At 50.6% G+C, this 23,063-nt stretch carries 16 protein-coding genes and 1 pseudogene; 14 read left to right on the forward strand and 3 right to left on the reverse strand.

The window, feature by feature from the left end; genetic code table 11:
- Window positions 1–505: pseudogene (locus AC5JLP_RS13965) on the reverse strand (cell division protein FtsH); the annotation flags it as partial.
- A gap of 297 nt (window positions 506–802) precedes the next feature.
- Here AC5JLP_RS13965 and AC5JLP_RS13970 point away from each other — a divergent pair.
- Window positions 803–1,735 (forward strand): alpha/beta fold hydrolase, encoded by a 933-nt coding sequence (locus AC5JLP_RS13970; protein WP_496068526.1) that lies wholly within the window; start codon window positions 803–805, stop codon window positions 1,733–1,735.
- Between the two features lie 439 nt (window positions 1,736–2,174).
- Here the strand turns inward: AC5JLP_RS13970 and AC5JLP_RS13975 are convergent, their stop codons facing one another.
- Window positions 2,175–3,587, reverse strand: a complete 1,413-nt coding sequence (locus AC5JLP_RS13975; RefSeq protein ID WP_496068527.1) for a DNA double-strand break repair nuclease NurA — start codon at window positions 3,585–3,587, stop codon at window positions 2,175–2,177.
- Window positions 3,588–4,186: 599 nt separating this feature from the next.
- Between AC5JLP_RS13975 and pilM the strand changes: the two genes are divergently transcribed.
- The 5 genes from pilM to AC5JLP_RS14000 all read left to right on the forward strand — a co-directional run bounded on the left by pilM (window position 4,187) and on the right by AC5JLP_RS14000 (window position 11,040).
- Window positions 4,187–5,299, forward strand: coding sequence for a type IV pilus assembly protein PilM (gene pilM / locus AC5JLP_RS13980; protein ID WP_496068528.1), 1,113 nt, complete (start codon window positions 4,187–4,189; stop codon window positions 5,297–5,299).
- 1 nt (window position 5,300) lies between these two features.
- A complete protein-coding gene (locus AC5JLP_RS13985; RefSeq protein WP_496068529.1) occupies window positions 5,301–6,131 on the forward strand; it encodes a PilN domain-containing protein in 831 nt (276 codons plus the stop codon).
- On the forward strand, window positions 6,128–6,991 hold the full coding sequence (locus AC5JLP_RS13990; RefSeq protein ID WP_496068530.1) for a hypothetical protein: 864 nt from the start codon (window positions 6,128–6,130) through the stop codon (window positions 6,989–6,991). The genes AC5JLP_RS13985 and AC5JLP_RS13990 overlap by 4 nt, the downstream gene beginning before the upstream one ends.
- A 94-nt stretch (window positions 6,992–7,085) precedes the next feature.
- The gene (locus AC5JLP_RS13995; protein WP_496068531.1) at window positions 7,086–9,437 is read left to right on the forward strand and encodes a secretin GspD/PilQ domain-containing protein; all 2,352 of its coding nucleotides are present in this window, start codon (window positions 7,086–7,088) and stop codon (window positions 9,435–9,437) included.
- A gap of 250 nt (window positions 9,438–9,687) precedes the next feature.
- Complete coding sequence (locus AC5JLP_RS14000) at window positions 9,688–11,040, forward strand: PQQ-dependent sugar dehydrogenase (protein ID WP_496068532.1); 1,353 nt, start codon at window positions 9,688–9,690, stop codon at window positions 11,038–11,040.
- A gap of 89 nt (window positions 11,041–11,129) precedes the next feature.
- Here AC5JLP_RS14000 and AC5JLP_RS14005 read toward each other — a convergent pair whose 3' ends face one another.
- Window positions 11,130–11,897, reverse strand: a complete 768-nt coding sequence (locus AC5JLP_RS14005) for an SH3 domain-containing protein (RefSeq protein WP_496068533.1) — start codon at window positions 11,895–11,897, stop codon at window positions 11,130–11,132.
- Window positions 11,898–12,112: 215 nt separating this feature from the next.
- Between AC5JLP_RS14005 and AC5JLP_RS14010 the strand changes: the two genes are divergently transcribed.
- From AC5JLP_RS14010 to AC5JLP_RS14045, 8 genes are all read left to right on the forward strand, one after another.
- The gene (locus AC5JLP_RS14010; protein WP_496068534.1) at window positions 12,113–13,483 is read left to right on the forward strand and encodes a glycoside hydrolase 100 family protein; all 1,371 of its coding nucleotides are present in this window, start codon (window positions 12,113–12,115) and stop codon (window positions 13,481–13,483) included.
- A 236-nt stretch (window positions 13,484–13,719) separates the two neighbouring features.
- Window positions 13,720–14,394 carry an amino acid ABC transporter permease gene (locus AC5JLP_RS14015; RefSeq protein ID WP_496068535.1) on the forward strand — a complete coding sequence of 225 codons (675 nt, stop codon included), beginning with the start codon at window positions 13,720–13,722 and terminating at the stop codon, window positions 14,392–14,394.
- Window positions 14,395–14,440: 46 nt separating this feature from the next.
- On the forward strand, window positions 14,441–15,094 hold the full coding sequence (locus AC5JLP_RS14020; protein ID WP_496068536.1) for an amino acid ABC transporter permease: 654 nt from the start codon (window positions 14,441–14,443) through the stop codon (window positions 15,092–15,094).
- Between the two features lie 138 nt (window positions 15,095–15,232).
- On the forward strand, window positions 15,233–16,138 hold the full coding sequence (locus AC5JLP_RS14025; RefSeq protein ID WP_496068537.1) for a transporter substrate-binding domain-containing protein: 906 nt from the start codon (window positions 15,233–15,235) through the stop codon (window positions 16,136–16,138).
- Window positions 16,139–16,204: 66 nt separating this feature from the next.
- Complete coding sequence (locus tag AC5JLP_RS14030; protein WP_496068538.1) at window positions 16,205–16,990, forward strand: amino acid ABC transporter ATP-binding protein; 786 nt, start codon at window positions 16,205–16,207, stop codon at window positions 16,988–16,990.
- A 137-nt stretch (window positions 16,991–17,127) separates the two neighbouring features.
- Window positions 17,128–18,789: an iron uptake porin gene (locus AC5JLP_RS14035; protein ID WP_496068539.1), complete on the forward strand. Its 1,662-nt coding sequence runs from the start codon at window positions 17,128–17,130 to the stop codon at window positions 18,787–18,789.
- A 244-nt stretch (window positions 18,790–19,033) separates the two neighbouring features.
- Entirely contained in the window at window positions 19,034–20,317 is a 1,284-nt protein-coding gene (locus AC5JLP_RS14040) for an MSMEG_0569 family flavin-dependent oxidoreductase (protein WP_496068540.1), read from the forward strand.
- Between the two features lie 979 nt (window positions 20,318–21,296).
- Window positions 21,297–22,625, forward strand: a complete 1,329-nt coding sequence (locus AC5JLP_RS14045) for a diaminobutyrate--2-oxoglutarate transaminase (RefSeq protein WP_496068541.1) — start codon at window positions 21,297–21,299, stop codon at window positions 22,623–22,625.
- Window positions 22,626–23,063 lie beyond the last annotated feature (438 nt).

Genomic DNA, 23,063 nt, shown 5'->3' on the forward strand with positions numbered 1-23,063 from the left:
CCATTTGAAAGCGGGCGCGTGATTTGCCAAAGCTCATCGCTTGACCTGGGCCACCGGGCGCATTGCTGGAGCGGCGCAAGATCATCAGCAAGCCACCAATCAGCAAGAAAAACAGCAGCAGGTTTGCCAAGATTCCCATCATGGCGCTGTTATCTTGCGTCGGCTGCACTGTAATATCGACCTTGTTGGCTAGCGCTTTTTTAGTGATTTCGCCGTAATTATCGAACAGTGCGACTTCGCGGGGCGGATCGCCCTTCTTTTGCCCTTCCAGAGTGACACGGGCCACTCGCTGGGTGGGATCAATTTCAATGCGGTTGACCTTGCCTGCGTCGATTTCTGTGAGTAGCGCACTGTAGCTTAGAGGATCACGAGCAGTTTGAGCGTTGGCAGGCAGACTCAGCGTCAGACCTTGAGCGACAACCCAAAACGCAGTGGCTACTCCCATTGCAGTTGAGCCTCGTCGGGGTAGTCGTTTTACCAGTGCATGTGTCCAGGGACCTTTCATAACGTAGCGCCTTCTACCTGTTACCTTGCCGATTGACCTTACCAATAAAGCTGCCTATGCAGCACATGCCCGATCGTTCGCGTCAGCGTAAACACAGAATTTACGGACTTTCTCCAAGTTTAGCTCACCCATTCCTGATCCTGACGAACGAAAGTGCGCCGATGGCGAAGAGAGCATGACTTGAAGGGCTAAGAACATGCTTCAGCCTTGACGATATAGAAGGCTTGTTGTCGAGCGCGATCGCGATCAAACACTAAGATGAAGAAACATTCTTCTAAGCAGTTGTAACCTGAAGCGATGACAACATCTCTCCACTGGCGACATCGGGTAGGCAACCAGCGCGATTGGGTTTGGCGCGGTTGGCAGACTCGTTATACCTACCTTCGCGCTGCGCAACCTAGGAGTACCACACCACTGATTCTGTTGCATGGGTTTGGAGCCTCGATCGGGCACTGGCGACATAACCTGGAAGTCCTGGCAGAGCACCACACCGTTTATGCGCTGGATATGTTGGGCTTTGGCGCATCTGAAAAAGCCGTTGCCTCCTATCGAACCGACCTCTGGGTAGAGCAAGTTTACGACTTTTGGAAAACCTTTATTCAAACGCCTGTAGTGCTGGTGGGCAACTCAATCGGTTCTCTGGTCTGTATGGCGGCTGCCGCTGCCCATCCTGAAATGGTGGCAGGGATTGTCATGATCAGCTTACCTGACCTGTCGATGGAAGAAGAAGCACTGCCGAAACCGTTGCGTCCATTAGTGGGCAGTCTCAAACGCTTGATTCTCTCACCACTTTTGCTGAAGGCGTTGTTTCCCCTGGTGCGCCGACCGAATGTTGTGCGAACCTGGGCCGCGATCGCCTATGCTCAGCCTGATGCCATCACCGACGAACTCATCGACATTTTGGCAGGGCCATCCCAAGATCGGGGGTCTGGTCAAGCCTTTGCAGCCATTTTCAGAGCGGTGACTGATGCTCGCTATAGTCCTCATATCAGAACCGTGTTGCCTACCCTCACGGTACCCATGCTGCTCATTTGGGGACAGAACGATCGCATGATTCCCAAACAGTTTGCGCGTCCCAGTCAATATAGCGAGTACAACCCCAACTTGCAGTTGATTGAACTCGAAAATGCTGGGCACTGCCCTCACGACGAATGCCCAGAACAGGTAAATGAAGCAATCTTAAACTGGTTAGATTCTTGGAAGATGAATCTGGCAAAAAACTCCCCCTAGAGATGTAAGCAAGCCGATGTGCAGTGATGCTTTGCTCTGTATAAGAAGCCCATGATCAGTAAAATTTTGATCATATAGTTGCACCCCCATGCCATGCCTAATCCTCCAACAAAGAAGAGGAGTTTTGCGCCCGTTCTCCCAAGACGCTTCACTACAGGCTGCACGTTTTCCTTTTCAAAGACCCAGTTCCAATTAAAGACACCAGCTAACAACCAGAATATACTGCCTACAGTTCCTGCTGCCACTATCAGAGATAACTTAAGGGGAGCACTACTGGAAATTAGCCAGACGAAAAGAATGATCATTACAAACGTAAGCCCGATGCCTACAGGAACCCCTTCCATAAGCTGATTGCAACCCGATTTACTAAACTAAGTACAGCTTTCCCAAAGCATTTGAGTTAATATTGTCAAGAAAATTTCAAGTTAGCTGACTTAAATCAAGCAATGCTGCCGCGCTTTCGGGCTTCTTTGTAGGAAGTGCCGACGTTTCGCAAGCCAGCACGGATCATTTGTTGTTCGAGCAGGGCAAAAAAGCGGGTGCGATCGCCCCCTCGCACCACAGCCTGATTATGCGCCTCCGCCAGCGCGACGGGGTAGCCGTAGCCTTTCTGCACCTGCGCCAACGTTAAACTTAGCGCCGTGTCCAGCAAGTTAGCATCTTCCATGACCCAGGCAGGAAACTCGACGCGAGCAATTTCGGTGCCGACATGGACGTAGCAGAAGTAGATGTGATGATTACCATAGAGGTCGAGAATGCGAGCGGAACTCTTCCAAAGAGGGCTTCTCTGCCCTGGCTGTAGCTCGATCGCCCACAGTGCCGCATCTTTCAACGGCTCCAACACCTGACAGGGCGCATGGGTGAGTGGAAAGCCTTCGCGATCGCCCAGCCCAGAACAATGCGTGGCACAATCCGGTGTGTCATAAGGGCATGCTTGCAGCCGCAAAAAGTTGAGCGCTTCCCCACTCCGCGAAGCACTGATATAGCCAACTAGCGGTATGCCCACCGCACGTAGCTTCTCCCACGCTTCGAGGATCGGCGGCAGGATACGATCGCGTGCTTCCCCCGGCAACGAGTCGAGAAACCAGTAAATGAGAGAGCCATCAACCATTGCAAGAGCGGGGGAGGAGGAGGGAGGGAGGAGGGAGGAGGGAGGGAGGAGGGAGGAGGGAGGGAGGAGGGAGGAGGGAGGAGAGAAGTTTTGAGTAGCGCTTTGCGCCGACAAGCTAGAGAGTTTTGAGTTTTGAGTTACTTTTGTCCCCGTGTTCCCCTGCCTCCGTGCCCCTTCTGCTCCCCCTGCTCCCCCTGCCCCCTCTGCCCCCTCTGCCTTCTGCTCTCTACCTTCTGCCTTCACTGCTTCCCCCAACTCCGCCAGCACGATCGCCTCCGATACCGTGCGCCGATAGCCCATCCACTCTTCGGTGCGAATGCCCCACTGGCGAGAAACATAGAGATCTTCGGGGCGATAGAACACTTCGGGTAGGCTGTCGAGTAGCGGTAGACGATTTTGCCCGTAGTGCAGCACAATGCGCCCAACATTAATTAGATAGCAGTAGGCAATTTCGTGGTGGCTGGGTGCAATTTGGGAGCCATCGGTCGCAAGAACGGTGTGGGCAGCAGGTGGAATCGGAATACTGCCACGAAGATTTAGTGGCTCAACGGGCGCAGCAGCCGTAAAGCTGAGGCGCTCGCCCCAGGTCTGCTGCTGCTCAACCAGGTCTTGCTGGTAACGATAGGCTTGCCCTAACAGCGTTTGTGCCCGTTCTAAGCGCTGACGTGTGGCGTTGGCTTCGATCGTTAGCTGCTGGCTGATGCCCTGCATTTGTTGCGCAAGTTTTGTGAGATCAAGCATGGAGGGGAGGAGTGAGGAGAGCAGGGGAGACTAGGGAGCAGGGGAAGTTTTGAGTTGGCTTAGCGGTCAGCGGTCGAGGGTTAGGGGTCAGGGGTCGGAGGCCACCTTTAGCCTGCCGCCTCTTGCCTTCTACCTTCTACCTCCTGCCCTCTACTTCCTATCTGTTTCCCACGCTCCAACTTTTTCATCATTTTCCAAAATTTTTTGATCAACTCTTCAAATTATGTGTAACATCGCTGGTGAGTAAGTAAGAACGCTACGAAGGGAGAGTCTTTTTTCTGACGATCGCGGCCTCGATTACCACAGTGTAAGTGCAATGAATCATTGTCTGCTAGCCTGTGACTAAGGATGCGATCGATCGTTAAAAAAGTGATTGTTTAACGCAAACGTTTTTAGCTTTAGAGCGTTGCAACTCTGTATAAACCTTTGATTGTTTTTCTTTGTCAAAAAGCTACAGTCAATGATACTGTTTAAGATTCGTATTCTTGGCGATAAGTGCTAGATCTAGGCTCAATTGGGTATTATGTTCTGGCATGTAGACCTTACTCGATCCGTGTCAATAAACCCGTCTTCAACTGTTTAAGTGAGTAGACAGCATTGTGGTTAACTCTCTAAAAAATCTGCTTCCTGGAAAGCCTAAGGGCATTGGTATCGAGTTAGCTCCCGATCGGATCAGCGTTGCACAGCTACGTAAGCAAGGTCAGGGGTTTAAGCTGGTAACGTTGGCAACAGTGCCAGTGCCAGAGGGTCTATTTCATGAAGGACAAATAACGGATATTGCGGGAATGGCTGAGCTCATTCAGTCAACCCTGGCTGAAAATAAGCTTAAAGTCAAACGGGTTGCTACTGCGGTAGCGGGTGGGCGAGACACGGTGACTCGAATTATTCCCATTCCAGCAGAGCTAAACGACCAGGAACTGAGGGAGATGGTGCTCAATCAGGAGGCTGGTCTTTATCTGCCATTTCCTCGTGAAGAGGCAGACGTTGACTATCAAAAATTAGGGCTATTTGTTGACGAGGACGGCATCGAGAAGTTTCAGGTTTTGTTGGTAGCAACGCGCAAAGAAATTACCGATTCCTACGTTCGTACCTTTCAGCAAGCAGGTTTGCAGATCGACGTCCTCGAAATCAGTAGCTTCTCGCTCATTCGTACCATCCGAGAGCAATTACGGCAGTTTTCGCCGCAAGAAGCGGTTGCGATCGTCGATATTGAGTTTGAAAGCACGGAGATTTCGATCGCGGTCGATGGCGTGCCTCAGTTTTCGCGTACCGTCCCGATCGGCACCTATCAAATTCAAAGTGGGCTGTCGCGGGCGATGAATCTTCCTCCTTCACGGAGTACCGAACTGCTTCAGAGTATGACGATTCCCGTCAATCCTTCTGACGGGATGAGTGCAGGCAAGATGGGGGGCAGCAATCCCGGTGCAACGGCCATGCTGCGAATTATTGGTGAACTAGCAGATGAGCTACGGCGGTCGATTGACTTCTACCTCAATCAGGGCGACAACCTGGAAGTAGCTCAACTGTTGCTGGCTGGCCCTGGTGGTTCGATCGGGCAGTTAGACGAGTTCTTCACACAGCGTCTTAGCCTGCCCAGCAGTCAGATTGATCCGATCTCGGCACTGGGGTTAGAAGTCACGCAAGATGTGCCGCAAGCACAACGACCGGGGTTAGGAGTGGTGCTGGGCTTAGGATTACGGGAGGCTCGCTAAGATGTACAGTCTAGATATCAATTTTCTCAACGATCGGCCAGAATACAGACCGGAAGGCGCACGTCAAAAGACCCGCACGGTAGTAGCAACCGATAGTAAGCGACCGTTGTTTATTGGTGCTGCGGTGGCAGTGGGTTTAATCGGTGCAGCCGTTGGCTCATTGCTATTCCTGCAAGCTCAGAATGCCAGTCTGGAGCAGCGGCAGTCAGAGCTTGACACTCAGCTTGGTGATTTAACCACCAAACAAAAGCAGATTGCAGACATCAACGGTCAAACCAAGCAAATCAAGGATGAAACGGGGGCGTTAGCTGGGGTGTTTAATCTGGTCAAACCCTGGTCTGCCATGATGCAAGAAATGCGCGATCGCATTCCTCCAGGGGTTCAGCTTTTAAGCATCACCCAATCGACTCAAAGTACTCAAGCAGCGGCTCCTCCTCCCAGTCCCGCACCAGGCGCCGCCGCGCCAGCCGTGCCCCCACCCGCCTCCGTTTTGCAAATTACGGGTCTTGCCAATTCTTTTAATGATGTCAACGACTTTCTGCTGGTGCTGCAAAAATCAAACTTTTTGAAAGCAGAAAATACCAAATTGGTCAAAGCTACCCTTCAAAAAGAAGCCGCCAAAATCGAGCCAGTGAGGCTACAAAACACTCAACAGCAGGGGCTACCCGCCGATCGACTGCCCCAGTTGCCCAAGCAAGTGGAATTTCAGATTGAAACGGCGTTAAGTGATGTACCCGCCTCTGATTTGCTACGCGAACTTGACCGCAAAGGGGCTGTGGGACTGGTCACCCGCATTGAAGATTTGCAACGTAAGGGAGTAATTCAACCATGACCGCTGGCGGTGATTTTCTTCCCAATGATCCGACTCTGGATGCAGAACCAAGCTATCCAGTTGTTTTTGGGATCGCGCTGACTCCAACCATTCTGGGTATTTTGCTGGCAGTGGGTGGGATTGCGCTTGCAACATACCTGTTTCTCAGCCTGGTACAGCCCGCCCTGGAGAAGTACAACGACCTGAAGCAAAAGGTGCAAACCAAAGAAGAGCAGGTACAGCAGGCAGCCGCGATCGCCAAGCAAATTGCCGATGCCAATGCCAACCTTGAAGCCGCTAAAAAGCAACGCTCAGAGGTATTAAATCTCTTCTCTAATGAATCAACTCTCAATACGCTGCTGCTTGATCTCAATCGCCAGATTGAAACACGCAATGCAGGCGTTGCCAGACTGGAGCAACAGCGTTTGGCTGCTTGTCCTGCATGGGTTCGCAACAATGCCGAGGAACTGCGTAAAGGTGGCGTTGAATTGGCGCGCAAAGCTGCGTTGAAAGATTTTACACCCGATGCCAAAGCCTCTGGTGTGATTACGGACAATGCTTATGGCTCACTGGTTAACAACAAGTTGAAACGTCAGGTTGCTACCGTCAATTTTGAAGGCAATGTGAATCAGACGCAAGCGATTTTCCGCAACATCGAGCGTCTACAGCCGTTTCTGGTCTTTAAGGACGTAAAAATCGTCATTGGAGACGGGACTCAAACCACAGCCAGCAACACTCGCTTGTTTGAAACTCGAGGCAGTACGATTCAGTTCTTGGCAAACTGCCAGCCTGAACCCAAATTAACCACATCATTCAAGCTAGAAGCCTTATCGCCCCTAACGCCTGAAGAAGCTAAAGCTGCTACGCCCCCAGCGAAATAGTGCAGTCCGTCTGTGTCCCGCGTATGGCGTTGCGGACATGCCCCTAAACCCAGCCTTTGAGCAGTAATCTAACGATTTGAGTGAGGAAGGAATTGTGAAACAGTGTCTAGGATTGAATAGCATCATGCTGGGTGGGGTAGCCGTACTCATGGCAGTCCAGCCGACGCTAGCCGCACCTAACCAGGTGACAGGAGTACAGTTAAATCAAACGTCGTCGGGCGTTGATGTCATGCTGCAAACACAGTCGGGTGGGCGACCCCAGGTGTTTGCCGTCAATCGCGGTAACAGTTGGACGGCAGATCTTCCCAGCAGCCAGCTTCGCCTGCCCGGTGGTAAGCCCTTTCGTAAAGAGAATCCAGCTCCAGGCATTGCGCTAGTGACAGTTGCGCCGCTGGATGCAACCAGTGTGCGAGTGACGGTTGTGGGCAAGGCCGGAGCTCCTGTTGGTCAGGTGCTTCGACCAGAGCAAGGCGGAGTAAAGCTGAGCGTGAGTCCGTTTGGCACCAAGCAAGCAGCGGCTCCAGCCTCGGTGGCAGCACTGGCATCTCCTGCTCGATCGCTCTCAATGATTGCCCAGCCTCCATCTCCACCAGCGGCTTCTACAGCGCCTAGAGTGGCACCGATCGCCGTGCCGCTGCCAGAAAAACCGTTGACGTTGGCTCAAACGCCCCAGCCCGCTCCATCCGTCAGCCCCTCCCCTGCGCCAACCAGTCCAGCAACAACCCCTGCAAGACAGCCCTCTGTTCCCACCAATCAAACGGCTCCCTTACTGCCAAATCCAGAAATCCAAATTCAAGGACCAGGTGGTCTACCTGTCCCCCCCGGTGTGCAAGGCGTCTCTCCACGAGCCGTGCCGCCTCCAGTAGGCGATATTTCGACGGCGCAGGTGGATGCTAGCGGTACCACGATCGACTTGGGTTCGGCAGAGCGAGTGCCCCGTCTGGTCTTACGCGATGCCCCAGCACGAGAAGTGTTGGGATTGTTAACACGAGCAGCAGGGCTTAACCTTGCCTTTGTGAGTGATCTGCTCGCACAAGGGCAGGGAGGGCAAGCAGCAGGTCAGCCAGCACAAGCAGGTCAGGCTGCCAGCAGCGATGGCCCCAGAGTCACGCTCGATATTGAAAATGAGCCTGTGCAGAATGTGTTTAACTATGTCCTGCAAATTACTGGCTTAGAGGCCAACCGGGTGGGTCGTACCGTCTTTGTTGGCCCAAAGCTCCCTAACTCGGCCCGTAATCTGGTGGTGCGAAGTGTCCGTTTGAATCAGGCATCCATTACCAGTGCTATTAACTTTTTGGTGACGCTGGGTGCTGAAAGTGCTGTGAGCCGCGATCGTCTCGTGACCAACGCGACAGCAGTGCCAGTTGGACAGTTAGCAGGTGGCACAGGTTCAGCCATTACGCAGACGCAAACTGCCACCGAATCTCGCATTGAAAACCAACGCGTCAACTATCTAGACTCCACACCGCTGTTGCGCGGTTTGCAAATTTCTGGGGATGAGCGCACCAACCAGGTCACACTCGTCGGTGAACCGAAGAAAGTGGGCATTGCGATCGCTCAGTTAGCTCAGCTCGATATCCGTCGTCGCCAAGTCACCGTCAATGTGCGGGTTGTGGATGTCGATCTCCAGAGCATTGATCAATTCTCCGCCAACTCATCCTTTGGGATTGTAGACAACACCCGCGCGGTATTGGATGCCGGGACGGCTGTCATTAACTTTGGTCGCACTGGGCCGGCCTCGACTGGCCTTGGCAGCGGACTAAGCACGATTGGTTCAGCGTTAGGTGCCAGCACTGGGGGAGCCTTCAGTTTTGCCAGGAACTTCCTGCTCCAATTGCAGGCATCCATTACCAGCGGCAATGCCAAAATTTTGACTGACCCCACGCTGCTGGTACAAGAAGGACAAACGGCAACTGTCAACGTCACCCAGGAAGTGGTCACAAACCTGACTCAGCAAACGACCGCTTCCACGAACTCTACTCAAACGACCATTACGGTTGAAAAAGGACGGGCTGGCTTGATTCTGCCTATTAAAGTCGATCGCATTGACGATAATGGCTTCATTTCGCTGTCAGTTGCTCCCTCCGTTTCACGCATCGGTGGCACACAAGACGTAAACGTTCAGGGTAGCGTCAACACGATTAACCTGCTGACCGAGCGCCGTCTTGAATCTGGGCAGGTACGTCTGCGTGATGGACAAACCCTCCTGCTTACAGGCATTATTCAAGATCAAGATCGAGCAACGGTGACAAAAGTGCCAATTCTGGGTGATATCCCCATCTTAGGGGCGCTGTTCCGCAGAACAAACCGCACCAATACACGACAAGAAGTGATTGTCATCGTCACCCCTCGCATTTTGGATGATGGGCAGCAAGCGACCTTCGGCTACGGCTATACCCCAAGCCCAGCCGTCCAGCAGGTACTGGACAATCGAAGCAAGCCTTAAGTAAGGCCAGCAAAACGGCGGTAACACTGACAGCCATTTTCAGTTGCATTCACCGCACTCAACACTCTAAACCACACACCCGTCCTTAAAGGGCTGTGGCTTGGTTAATCAACAACCGCTGTAACAGTTCACCAGAGGGCATCGCTAGTCGGTGCCCTTTCGACTTAAGAGAAAGAATCTCTCTTGGGCACTATGCCAATCGCTAGCAAGATCCGCTAGCGTGATAGGCAGTCGTTGCCCACAGTCTGCCATGCACCGTTTATCCCTTCTAGCACCACTGGGTCTTCTTCTGGTCGCTTGCCAGACGGCCGACACATCCAGAGCGGCACCAACTGTAGCACCCGCATCATCTGCCAGTTCAGCTCCATCTGCTACACCAGATAACGCCAAAGCAGCCCCTGCACCTGCAAGCTTGATTCAAACGCAAGCACTGTCGCCCCAGCCCATTAAAATCACGCCTGCGAGTTTGCCAAAGCCGTATGCCAGCAACAGCGCTTCCAAATCGCCGAATGTCATTCCGATTCCGTCAACGCCAACGTTGAAGGTTCCCGCTGGCTTTGTGGTCAGCGTCTTTGCGGAAGGATTGGATCGTCCCCGCTGGTTGGCGCTCACTCCTACAGGCGATGTGCTGGTGACGGAAACTCGCCAGAACCGCATCCAACTTTTGCGTGATGCTAATCAAGACGGCGTTGCTGAAGTCAAAAAAACGTTTGCAACGTCGCAAAACGGCTTAAACATCCCCTTTGGGATGTCGTTTAGCCATGATGCTTTTTTCTTGGGCAATACGGCTGCTGTTTTGCGCTTTCCCTATCAAAAAGGACAGGAGCAATTGACGGGGGTTGGCACCAAAATTACCGATCTCCCAGGTGGTGGTTACAACCAGCACTGGACGAGGAATGTACTCGTCTCGCCCGATCGCACCAAACTTTACGTCTCGATCGGCTCTCAGTCAAATGCTGACGAAGAACCCCTACCGCGTGCATCTGTGCAGATCATGAACCTGGATGGCTCCGACCGTCAAACCTTTGCATCTGGTCTGCGAAATCCCGTCGGGTTAGCCTTCCATCCCACTACCCGCGACTTGTATGCCACCGTCAATGAACGTGATGGCTTGGGTGATGACTTGGTACCAGACTATTTCACACGCATTCAGGCAGGGCAGTTTTACGGCTGGCCTTACGCCTATATGACGCCCGATCGCCTCGATCCCACCCATATTCAAAATGGGCGCAGCATTCGCCCTGATTTAGCCGCTCAAACGCGCACGCCAGATGTTCTCTTTCAAGCGCACTCAGCGGCTTTAGGTGTACAGTTCTACACGGGGCAAACCTTTCCGGCTAAGTATCGCAACGGAGCCTTTGTCGCCTTCCGAGGTTCCTGGAACCGCGATCGGGGCACTGGCTATAAGGTTGTTTATGTGCCGTTTACAGCCGATGGACGACCCCAAGGCTATTACGAAGACTTTTTCACGGGCTTTCTGGTCAATCCATCTGGCCCCGATACGTGGGGCAGACCCGTCGGGTTACTCACCCTTCCCGATGGGAGTCTCCTGGTAACGGAAGAGGCGAACGGACGCATTTATCGGATTCAGTATCAGGGGTGAAGGGAGGCATTACATACACTGCTCACTGGCAACCGTTGAGAATGCAAAACTCCCCTGCTTCCCTAGCGTCCCTCGCTGCTTCCGATCCCCTACTTCACCTGCATCGAAAACCCGTAGCGATATCCCCTAAAGTTTGACTCTAGCTGAAGGGTGTAATCGCCCGTTTGCTCAATTGTGCCGCTCCAGTCGGTTCGCTTTTCGTCTTTCTCATGTGCTAGCAGAACGGTTCCATCGGGAGCAATGAGCATGGGGAAAGGGCCTCGATCGTGGGTGATGGTCAATGTTTGCCCCTTCGTGGCAGGAAAAACGTAGCGATGGCTGCCCGTACCAACAAAGCGATCAGCGATCGGCAGCGTGGCTCCATCAGCACTCAGGCTGAGGCGTTCCACTTTCTCGTTGCAGCTATTGACGGTTTGTGCCTTAAAGATCCAGCCCTTGAGCGGTGATTTAATCTGAAGCCAGCCGTTTTGATCGTCTGCGACAGTGACAAGGGTATTGTTTTTCAATTGACCGACAACGTTCTCACCATCAGTTGTGGGGGTCGAACGGACATTAAGCGGTGGCTTTGGGTCATTCACTAAAGCCATCTTTACCACGCATGACTCAACGGTGCGATTTGCGGTAGGCGCTGAGTTGGGGGCAGCCTCAGTGGGTTGCTTTTGTGTCGTCGTCGGGGTAGAAGCGGCAGGAGAAGGGTTAGGAGACGGCCGATTGGCGGGGGATGCAATCGGCGCTGCGCTGGGTGATGCTCCCGATGGCTCGGTTACAGAAGACTGGGAACACGCAACGGCTAGTCCAGCAAGTGCTGCTAACGAAAAGGCACCTGCCACAGCCAGCACAGAAGCATTCGGTTTCATAAAGGTAGTTCCTGGAAAAGCTCTCAATAATAGCTACACATGGCTCAAAGGCGGCGACGGATGAAGCCAAACTCTAATGTGCAGCTTTTTTAAGTGCAACAGCCTAACGATCAAGCAGACTGTCACAATTTTGACTGAGATTGCACCATTAGCAGCAGCGATCGCTGAGGGATGCACTCTATATTGATCATAGTCGTCATCAGAGGAACCAGGGATTGAGCGAGCAGACGATTGTCGAACAAGCGTGGGAAGCCCTTGAAAAGTCCGTTATCTATTATCAAGGTCAACCAGTGGGCACGATCGCCGCTAGTGACCCAGATCTTGCGTCACTAAACTACGACCAGTGCTTTGTGCGCGATTTTATTTCGTCAGGTTTGCTGTTTCTCATCAAAGGCAAACCGGAGATTGTGCGTAATTTTTTGGAAGCAACTCTCCAGCTACAGCCCAAAACGGGTCAGCTTGATTGCTCTAAACCCAGCCGTGGGCTAATGCCAGCAAGTTTCAAAATTGTGTTGTTGAACGGGCAAGAATATCTCAAGGCGGACTTTGGCAATCACGCGATCGGTCGAGTCGCGCCTGCCGATGCGTGTCTCTGGTGGATCATTCTCTTACGCGCGTATGTCATTGCAACGCAAGATTTTGAGCTGGTGCAGCGTGCTGATTTTCAGGAAGGCATTCGCGTTAGTCTCGAACTTTGCCTGGTAACGCGGTTTGATATGTACCCGATGGTATTGGTGCCTGATGGAGCCAGCATGATCGATCGCCGCATGGGGCTTTACGGGCACCCACTTGACATTCAATCCCTCTTCTATGCGGCACTGCGTGCCAGTTTAGAACTGTTGGTACCTAATCCCACCAACCAGGTTGTCATTCAAGCCGTTTGCAACCGCCTTCCCCTCTTGCTGAAACAACTCCGCGAAGATTACTGGCTCGATCCAGAACGCTTAAATGTTATTTACCGCTATCAGGTCGAAGAGTACGGCGAAGAAGCCCTGAACCAGTTCAATATTTATTCGGATTCCATTCCGTTTTACCGCTTAGCCAAATGGGTACCCGAAGCAGGCGGCTACCTGGCAGGTAATTTGGGACCATCACAACTAGATTGTCGCTTCTTCTCTTTGGGTAACTTGATGGCAGTGATTGCAGCACTCACCACAGAGCGGCAATCCCATAAGATCCTGAATCTGATTGAGCTGCGCTGGAAGGACTTGATCGGCCACATGCCGATGAAGTTGTGTTATCCCGCCTTGGAAGATAATGATTGGCGCATTGTCACTGGAGCCGATCCCAAAAATCGCCCCTGGTCGTACCACAACGGCGGTAGCTGGCCTGTTTTGCTATGGATGCTAGCCGCAGCCGCTAAAAAAATGAATCGTGGCGAACTGGCACACCACGCGATCGCCGTTGCAGAACGCCGCTTAATACAGGATCAGTGGCCTGAATACTACGATGGCCCCGACGGACGTTTGATTGGGAAAGAATCTCGCAAATACCAAACCTGGACGATTACAGGCTATCTATTAGCCAAAGAAATTATTTCCAACCCCGATCATCTCAAGCTAATGACGTTCGATATAGAAGTCTAATGCTTCAATTCATTCATTTGCAGGGAATGTGCTGCAAGTGACAAAACGGGTTTGATAGCCACTGTATACCATATGCATTGCTGTTGCAGAGATCGTGATCCGAATCTGGATCATGAGAGATTTATTTGGAGTGCTTCAAAGTCTTTTCATTACATGGATGCTCAGGACTGCTGTAGGCGAATTTAGCCAGTGCCGTAGAGGGATGTGTACAGTCAGGCTCTGCCCGGTAGGTGTATATGGGTTATCAGTTTCAGTTTTCAATTGTTTGGGATAATCTGGCGCTACTGTTCGCAGGCGCATTGACAACATTTAGAATCTCGTTGCTGGCGATCGCCGTTGGCCTAATCATTGGCATTATTGGCGCGATTTGTCGCACCTCTGGCAACAAAATCCTGGACGCGATCGCGTTAGCCTATGTCGAAGTCATTCGGAATACGCCCTATCTCATCCAGCTCTTTTTTATCTTTTTCGGAATGCCAAATTTAGGCATCAAACTCACTGCTGAACAGGCAGCCATTCTGTCATTAGCAGTTAATTTTGGTGCCTATTCTACTGAAATCGTGCGGGCTGGAGTAGAAAGTATTGCTAAAGGTCAAGTAGAAGCCGGAATGGCTCTAGGCTTTAAGCCTTTGTCAATTTTTCGCCACATTATTCTTCTACCCGCGTTATCAAATATCTATCCTGCCTTGATTGGTCAGGTGATTTTAGCCGTGTTATTTACCAGCGTTGTCTCGCAAATTGCAACGGAAGACTTGACCTTTGTGGGTGATTTTCTCAATGCGCGCAGCTTCCGTAGCTTTGAAATTTATTTCGCTATCTCGCTCATTTATTTGGCGATCGTCTGGATTATCAAAGGGATGTCTTATTTCATTGAACGACGGTTCTTTGAGTTTGCGAAGTATCGACGTTAGTGAAACCGATGGTTATAGCTGGATATTAAGTTAGCTGGTAAATAAAATGAATGGATTCACCGTACCGCAGATCGCCCTTAATTTGATCATTGCGGCGAAATGGACGATTATCCTTTCCCTCATTGCGTTTGTAGTCGGCGGTGTTGTTGGATTCTTGCTCATGCTGATGCGGATTTATCCTAATAAATGGATTCGAGGCTTGAGCTTAATCTATATCGAATTTTTTCAGGGAACGCCCTTGCTGCTACAACTATTCCTTGCCTTTTTTGGTGTTTCCGTTGTTTTTGGGATTAATTTCTCACCATTGGTTGCCGCCACAATCGCCCTTACTGCCTTCACCAGTTCGTTTCTAGCCGACATCTGGCGTGGTTCAGTAGAAGCCATCCCCAAAGGTCAGTGGGAAGCCGGGTCTGCAATGGGGTTTGGGTACTTTCAACAGCTTCGGCTCATCATTTTGCCTCAAGCGTTGAAGCTGTCGATCGCCCCCACCGTTGGCTTTTTAGTTCAGGTCATTAAAGGTACGTCATTAGCATCGGTGATTGGCTTTTCGGAAATCTCACGCGTTGCTGCCGAGATTAACAACGTGACGTTGAATTCGCTGCTGGTGTTTTCGATCGCGGGTCTGATCTATTTCCTTATTTGCTATCCCCTTTCTACGTGGAGTCAGCGATTAGAGAAGCAATTAACGTATAAGTCGTAAGCCGTTAAAAATCAAAGTCATTAATGTCTGTAGGGACGTTACAGGTAACGTCCCTACTAAAACAATCGGTTTGAACCAATACCCCACCTTATAATTCTCAGTTTCTTATTCTTTTCTCATAATAGTGGAGCATTGCCGATGATCAGATTATGGAAAGCATTGATTCCAAAACAATGGCATCGGGCGATCGCTCTGTTTGTCGCTAGCCTGTTGTTGACCGTTGGCGTTGCCTCTTGCTCCAGCAGCAACTCATCCATCACCTCAATGGCAGTGATTAACACCTCTGTAGTTGCGCCGCCCAACGGTGAACCGGGTAAAACGCTAGACAAGATCATGGCAGCGGGCAAAATTAGGGTTGCGGTACCTAATGATTTCACGCCCTTTGGATCGGTGGCTCCTGATATGACACCGCAGGGTTATGACATTGATGTGGCTGGCGAGATTGCCAAAGGCATCGGTGTAAAGCTGGAGTTAGTGCCAGTCGTCGGTAATTACCGGATTCCCTTTCTCCAGACCGATCGCGTCGATATTGTGATTTCTAGCCTGGGCAAAAACAAAGCGCGTGCAAAGATTATCGATTTCTCCAAGCCCTACGCCCCGTTCTTTTCGGGTGTTTATGGTGGCCCCAACTTGAAGGTTTCCTCACTGGATGATCTAAAGGGGCACACGCTGGGAGTCGCGCAAGGCTCGTTAGAAGATCTGGAAATTTCCAAACTGCCACCCGAAAAAGTGCCTGTAGTGAAGCGCTTTTCGAGCAATAGCTTGACGGCTTCGGCGTTGCTTTCTGGTCAGGTTGAGCTGATTGCGACTGGAAATGTGGTCGCCGCCAAAGTGATTAAAGACAACCCCAATAGCAAGATTGATAACAAATTCATCATGAAAAACTCTCCTTGCTATGTAGGGGTGCGAAAGGGCGATGCGGCGCTGGTAGCGAAGCTAGACAGCATTATTGATGACATCAAGCAATCAGGCAAACTGAATGCACTCTCGCTGAAATGGTTTGGTGAACCGTTACCCGATCTCACACCGCCGCCTGCAAGTTAGCTCTAGACCTCCGATTTCTTAAAGAAATCGGAGGTCTGATTTATTACCGCAAGGAGACTGTTAAAAATGTCTACTCAGCCCGGAACCGCTCAAGCCAACGAGACAATGACAGGTCTGGAGCCAATCATTGTTGCCAAAGATGTAGAGAAAACCTATGACAATGGCTTTCATGTGTTGAAAGGCGTGAGCTTGACGGTACATAAGGGCGAAGTAGTGGTGTTGATGGGCCCCTCTGGCTCTGGCAAATCGACCTTTATTCGCACGTTTAATGCTCTGGAACCCTATCAGAAAGGCAGCATTGAAATTGATGGCACCCTGATTTCGCACAATGCAAAGAATATTGAGTTGGTTCGACGGGAAGTGGGCATGGTGTTTCAACAGTTCAACCTGTTTCCCCATCTGACGATTTTGGGCAACGTAACGCTGGCACCGATTCATCTGCGCGGTATGTCTAAAGCAGATGCTGACAAATTGGGGATGGAACTGCTAGAGCGCGTGGGCATTGCCCATCAGGCAAGCAAGTATCCCGGGCAACTTTCTGGTGGGCAGCAGCAGCGGGTGGCGATCGCGCGTGCTCTGGCAATGCGTCCAAAAGTGATGCTCTTTGATGAACCCACGTCTGCCCTTGACCCCGAAATGGTGCAGGAAGTGTTGCAGGTAATGCGCAGCTTGGCAGAATCGGGAATGACGATGGTTTGCGTAACGCATGAAGTTGGGTTTGCCCGCGAAGTTGCCGATCGCATCATCTTTCTGGCTGATGGGTTGCTTGTAGAAGACACGACGCCAGCAGAGTTTTTCAATAATCCCACCAACGAGCGCACGAAGAAATTTCTGTCGCAGATTTTGCATTAAGACGGTTTCTATCTGTAGGGACGTTACAAGTAACGCCCCTACCAACGTTTCATCCACAGTTGAGTGGTTGCAGAAGGGGCAGAGGCTCTTTCCTGCAAGTTTTGATTTGCTGATTTTAGATGTGAGGAGTCATGGCGATGTTGAAACTGATTGGGTTAAACAGTTGGTGGCAGGTGGGATTGGTTCTGCCAATGCTTTTAGGGGTCGCTGTACCAGTCGCGATTGCAAACCCAACGCTTGAGAAACAAGCTGAACCTGCTGTCGTGCCTTCTCAGGTAGCGATACCAATCTCAGCCGTAAGTCAGCTTGCTGTCGATCGCCTTACTAGCGCCGATGCTGCGATCGATCAAGTGACCTCTGTTTCTCAGCTCTCAGATGTAAAGCCAACCGACTGGGCGTTTCAAGCGTTACAGTCGCTTGTAGAGCGCTACGGTTGCATTGTGGGCTATCCCGACAAAACCTATCGTGGCAACCGCGCCTTGACGCGCTATGAATTTGCCGCTGGTTTGAATGCCTGTATGGATCGCATCAATGAATTAATTGCGGCAGGCACAGCCGATTTGGTGAAAAGAGAAGACTTACTCGCTGTACAAAAGCTACAAGAAGAGTTTGCGGCGGAACTGGTAACATTGCGTGGGCGGGTAGATGCTTTAGAAGTACGGACTGCCACTCTTGAAAAACAGCAGTTTTCCACCACTACCAAGCTCAATGGACAGGTGATCTTTGCGATTACCGATGCATTTGGCGGTGCCAGTCGCAACGGTCAGAATGATAATTACAACACGACGTTTAGCGATCGCATCCGCCTCAACTTCAACACCAGCTTTACGGGCAAAGATTTGCTCACCACCCGGATTCAAGCCTCTAATGTCATTGATCCACGTCCTGCCACAAACACGGCTCCTGGCAACGAAGCGCGGCTCAGTTTTCAATCCGGTAGCGATACATCCAACGCAGCGTTTCTAAGCTTATTGAAGTATGCGTTTCCCATCGGCGATCGCGTCAAAATCTACGTAGGCACCGGGTTCAACATCGGCTTTATTGATGTCATCGATGATATTGTGAATCCCCTCGCCAACGACGCGCAGGCTGCCATTTCGCGGTTTGGTCGCTACAGTCCCATTTATCGCCTGGGCTTTGATACTGGCGGTGCAGTAAATATCAAATTGGGAGGCGATTTCAAGCTCCAGGCGGGCTACCTAGCCAGTGAAGCCAGTAACCCGGCAGCGGGCAGTGGCTTGTTCAATGGCAACTATGCAGCGCTGGCACAGTTGGTTTATGCACCTCAGTTTGCGACGATCGCCTTCACCTATGTCAATGCCTATAGTGATAATGGGCTAAATCACGGCACTGGCAGCACCCTGTCAAATTTGAGCGGACGCGCTGTGTCTTCCAACTCGTATGGTGTGGAAGCCAACTTCAAGCTTAGCAAAGGCTTTCAAGCGGGCGGTTGGGTGAGTTATATGGATGCCGATGCTAGGACAGGAGCCGTCCGAGGGAAGGGTAATGTGTGGAGCTATGCGCTGACGCTAGCGTTTCCCGACCTGGGCAAGAAAGGAAATCTAGGTGGCATCATTGTAGGGATGGAACCAAGACTGACTGGCACCGATGCCTTGTTAAGTGGTTTAACGCGCCGCAGCGACAAAGACACTGGGCTTCACATTGAGGCGTTTTACCGCTACTCCGTCTCCGAAAACATTTCAATCACGCCTGGTATTGTTTGGCTCACTGCACCTAATCACAATAGTGACAATGACGACATTGTTTTAGGCGTGATTCGCACTACGTTTTCCTTTTAATAGGGACGTTGTCTGTATGTCTCTACAGGTTACAAACAAGGTATTGAGACTAACACCAACTGACACTAACCCTGTCGATTTAAACAGATCATTGCTGTTTGCGTAGAGTATTTGGGAAAGCTATGATCGCCTTCCCTCGCTGGACTACTAGACTTCAACTTTCCGTATTCAAAGATACAAATTACCTTCTGTAGCTGCCCGTACTCTGGCGAGTAATCTGACCCAGTAAGCGAGTAGAACCCAAATGCAAACGCACTATCCTGTCGTTATCGTTGGCGGTGGTCAAGCAGGTCTATCGATGAGCTACTGCCTGAAAGAACGAGGTATTGATCACATCGTTTTCGAGAAAAATACGATCGGTTACTCATGGCGTTCTAAGCGTTGGGATTCCTTTTGTCTGGTGACACCCAACTGGCAGTGCAAACTTCCTGGTTTCCACTACCCCGGCGATGATCCGCATGGGTTTATGCAACGGGATGAAATCGTGCAGTACATTGAGGCGTATGCGGCGTCGTTTGACCCTCCGGTGAAGGAAGGTGTTGCCGTTTCAACCATTCGCTGCAATGAAGCGGAGAGCGTGTTTGAGGTTGCAACCACGATCGGCAATTACACTGCCGAACAAGTGGTCATCGCTGTTGGTGGTTATCACATTCCCAAACTGCCAACGCTTTCAGAGCGACTTCCGGAGCACATCGTCCAGTTGCACTCATCCGAATACCGCAACCCAGAATCGTTACCCGATGGAGCCGTGCTAGTGGTCGGCACAGGGCAATCGGGCTGTCAAATTGCTGAAGATCTTCACCTTGCAGGCAGACAAGTGCATTTGTGTGTGGGCAGTGCGCCCCGATCGCCCCGTCGCTATCGGGGCAAAGATGTCGTTGATTGGCTCGATCAAATGGGCTACTACGACCTACCGATCGACGAACATCCTCAAAAAGAAAAAGCGCGCACCAACACCAATCACTACGTTACAGGGCGTGGCGGCGGACGTGAAATCGATCTGCGCCAGTTTGCGCTGGAAGGGATGCAGCTATATGGCAGGCTGAAGAGCATTCGCAATGGCAAACTCGAATTTGCCGATAACCTCAAGCAACACCTTGATCAAGCCGATGCCGTGGCCGAAAACATCAAGAAAGGCATTGACAACTACATCGAGAAAACCAACATTCAAGCCCCGATCGAACCACCCTATACGCCTGTTTGGGAGCCGAAGGAGCTTGCATTAAGCTTTGACTTTGAGCGAGCCAGCATTAGTGCCGTTGTCTGGTCTACTGGTTACCATTCAGACTTTAGCTGGATCGAGATTCCCGTTTTCGATGGCAAGGGCTATCCGGGACACGATCGTGGCGTTACAGACGTACCTGGTTTCTACTTTCTGGGCTTACCCTGGCTGTATACTTGGGGTTCCGGCAGATTTTCAGGCGTTGCACGCGATGCAAGCTATCTCGCTGACACGATCGCCATGCGCAAGAAAGTTGCCCAACGAAACGATTGGAGCACCATCAACGAATTCCTCCTGGGTTCATAGCAGTTTTCACCGATTCTCGTACAGTGAAAACCCTGATTGACTGACCAAAGCCCTGAAAGGTTGCTGGCTTCGGTGCTCACCTGTCCGTAATTAAAAAGCTGGGCTAACGCCATGCAAGCCATTGTAGACTTTGCCTTCCCAACGGGTAACGGGTTACAAGACTCTCATAGCCCTCCCGAAAGGGCTTTGTTCTATGAGACTGCCCTTTCAGTGCAGGGGGCAGCGATCGCGAAAAGATTTGTCAGTCAACCAGGTGAAACTCACTTACTCATATCTAGTGGTTTCTACTTACTCATATTAAAAAGATTTGTCTGTAAACAATTCCAGACTGTAAAGCTTTCTTAGAAGAACTCAAACACTGTTGTCAAACGCTGTAAAACATGTAATTTTGTCGTAAGAGGATTAAACGCCGACATCAGAGACATCGAGATTACGTACCTCGCAGTGCATCTACAGACGTTCTAGACGCTTTAGCTTTAATTTGAAGAAAAGGAAATGATTGCCTCTCGCTATTAATGGTTTTTTCCTACTTATTTCAACCGCCAATAGCCAACTGGCACTGGTATGTGATCAATAGGCATCATAGACCACTCTCAACTCCAGCCATTTTTCTGCTTGCTGTACTGATTGTATTAATAAGCGGGCTTTTAGAACGTTAACCATCCGCTGAAGCATTTTCGTATTCGCAGCAATTTTACTCACAACTAAACTATTATCCTACCCTTAATTTCCTTTAAAAAAGGATTTCTTAGTAACAGTCCAAGCTCAGGCTTGGTAACTATTTTAGTGTTAGTTCGAGTGAGTTCTAGGGGTGCACATGATTCAACATAAGCCGTTTTCATCTTTGACACTATCGCTGTAGAAGCAAGTCATCAGCCAAAGCTTGATCACTTGCATATAGCTTTCAGTGGCTTATGAAAGAGGCTCGAGAAGATCTGCTCATTAATTTAATCCAGCATCTTTACGTCATTTCAAAGCAATGAAAGAGCCGCTTGATTACCTGAACCGTCAGCAAGAAAGAGAATCGAATGCACGCAGCTATCCCAGACGCATTCCAATTGCAATCAAAGAAGCAAAGGGCATTTACATCACTGATACAAACGGTAAGTCTTATTTCGATTGTTTGTCCGCCGCAGGCACAATGGCATTAGGACACAATCACCCGATCGTGATAGAAGCACTGCAAGTAGCACTGAGCAGCAATTTACCCTGGCAAACACTAGATATCACTACTCCTATCAAAGATGCATTTGTTGAGGAAATTTGGCAGAGCTTACCAGCCGAATTTGCTCACAACGCAAAAATTCAATTTTGTGGACCGAGCGGTGCTGATGCTACAGAAGCCGCTATTAAATTAGTGAAAACAGCAACAGGTCGGCGTACTATGCTGTCGTTTGATGGAGCTTACCACGGCATGACCAATGGAGCGTTAAGCCTGATGGGCAATTTAGCTCCGAAACACGATGTCGCTGCTCTCATGCCAGAGGTTCAGTTTCTACCGTACCCCTATCTCTACCGCTGCCCTTTTGGTTTGGGAGGTGAAAAAGGAAGCTGGGTCAGTAGCCACTATATTAAATCAATCCTTGGTGATCCTGAAAGTGGCGTTGGGAAGCCCGCAGGCATGATTCTAGAGTTGGTGCAGGGAGAAGGCGGTGTCATTCCTGCACCGGATGAGTGGGTGAGAGAAATTAGACGAATCACGCAAGAGCACATGATTCCACTGATTGTGGATGAAATTCAGACTGGGTGGGGCAGAACTGGAAAGCTCTTTGCCTTTGAGCATAGTGACATTATTCCCGATGTCTTGTTGCTTTCCAAAGCGATCGGTGGTGGCTTGCCCCTATCAGTTATCGTTTACCACAAATCTCTGGATGTTTGGCAAGCTGGCGCTCATGCGGGTACGTTTCGCGGCAACCAATTAGCGATGGCTACAGGGCTGGCAAGCATCCGCTACATCCGTGAGCAAAAACTGGCCGCACATGCACAAACTATGGGCGATCGCCTTTTAGCCCACTTGCAAAACATTCAAACTGAACATAATTGCATTGGAGATGTGCGTGGGCGTGGATTAATGCTGGGTGTGGAAATGGTTAATCCTGACAAACCATGCAGTGGGCGAGGTGTGTACCCCAACGATCCACAGATTGCACGTGAAATTCAGCGGGCTTGTTTCGATCGAGGCTTAATTTTAGAGCTTGGGGGCCGTTATGGCAGCGTCATTCGGTTCCTATCACCTCTCATCGTGACACCTGAACAAATTGACAGTATTGCTGAGATTTTTCATGCTGCTGTCAAAGCCTCTGCTTAGGCGCTAGATGTCTCTAAAATACATTCCGCTACAAGGCAGCTCTTAACTTATACCAATTTGAATTGAAAATGCGACACATCCTGTAGGGGCAAGGCATTGCCTTGCCCCTACCCACCGATTGATCTGTAGCTGTCATTCTCTAAATCGGTATTATTTCCATCTATGCTGCTGCCCACCCAAGCAACAATTTCTCCATCAACCAGGCTTATTTGTTGCTTCACCAAGTTTTAGCTTATTAGCTCTCTTACTTGATCAAACGGGGAGCATGTCACTTTCGCAAGTTGCTGCTTCTGCCCTCATCCCCAGCCCTTCTCCTCAAGGAGAAGGGAGCAAGACTCAAAGTCTCTCTCCTCTGGGAGAGGGATGTAGGGCGAGGGCGCAAAGGTGACATGCTCCCGATCAAACGTTTGTGCAACGCATCTCTACTAGAAATTTGTC

Source organism: Stenomitos rutilans, assembly GCF_059505485.1.

What these genes read in the sequence shown, in the direction of transcription:
- AC5JLP_RS13970 (WP_496068526.1), top strand. Translation starts at nt 803, where the DNA reads ATGACAACATCTCTCCACTGGCGACATCGGGTAGGCAACCAGCGCGAT.
- AC5JLP_RS13975 (WP_496068527.1), bottom strand. Translation starts at nt 3,587, where the DNA reads ATGCTTGATCTCACAAAACTTGCGCAACAAATGCAGGGCATCAGCCAG.
- AC5JLP_RS13985 (WP_496068529.1), top strand. Translation starts at nt 5,301, where the DNA reads ATGTACAGTCTAGATATCAATTTTCTCAACGATCGGCCAGAATACAGA.
- AC5JLP_RS13990 (WP_496068530.1), top strand. Translation starts at nt 6,128, where the DNA reads ATGACCGCTGGCGGTGATTTTCTTCCCAATGATCCGACTCTGGATGCA.
- AC5JLP_RS14000 (WP_496068532.1), top strand. Translation starts at nt 9,688, where the DNA reads ATGCACCGTTTATCCCTTCTAGCACCACTGGGTCTTCTTCTGGTCGCT.
- AC5JLP_RS14005 (WP_496068533.1), bottom strand. Translation starts at nt 11,897, where the DNA reads ATGAAACCGAATGCTTCTGTGCTGGCTGTGGCAGGTGCCTTTTCGTTA.
- AC5JLP_RS14015 (WP_496068535.1), top strand. Translation starts at nt 13,720, where the DNA reads ATGGGTTATCAGTTTCAGTTTTCAATTGTTTGGGATAATCTGGCGCTA.
- AC5JLP_RS14020 (WP_496068536.1), top strand. Translation starts at nt 14,441, where the DNA reads ATGAATGGATTCACCGTACCGCAGATCGCCCTTAATTTGATCATTGCG.
- AC5JLP_RS14025 (WP_496068537.1), top strand. Translation starts at nt 15,233, where the DNA reads ATGATCAGATTATGGAAAGCATTGATTCCAAAACAATGGCATCGGGCG.
- AC5JLP_RS14030 (WP_496068538.1), top strand. Translation starts at nt 16,205, where the DNA reads ATGTCTACTCAGCCCGGAACCGCTCAAGCCAACGAGACAATGACAGGT.
- AC5JLP_RS14035 (WP_496068539.1), top strand. Translation starts at nt 17,128, where the DNA reads ATGTTGAAACTGATTGGGTTAAACAGTTGGTGGCAGGTGGGATTGGTT.
- AC5JLP_RS14040 (WP_496068540.1), top strand. Translation starts at nt 19,034, where the DNA reads ATGCAAACGCACTATCCTGTCGTTATCGTTGGCGGTGGTCAAGCAGGT.
- AC5JLP_RS14045 (WP_496068541.1), top strand. Translation starts at nt 21,297, where the DNA reads ATGAAAGAGCCGCTTGATTACCTGAACCGTCAGCAAGAAAGAGAATCG.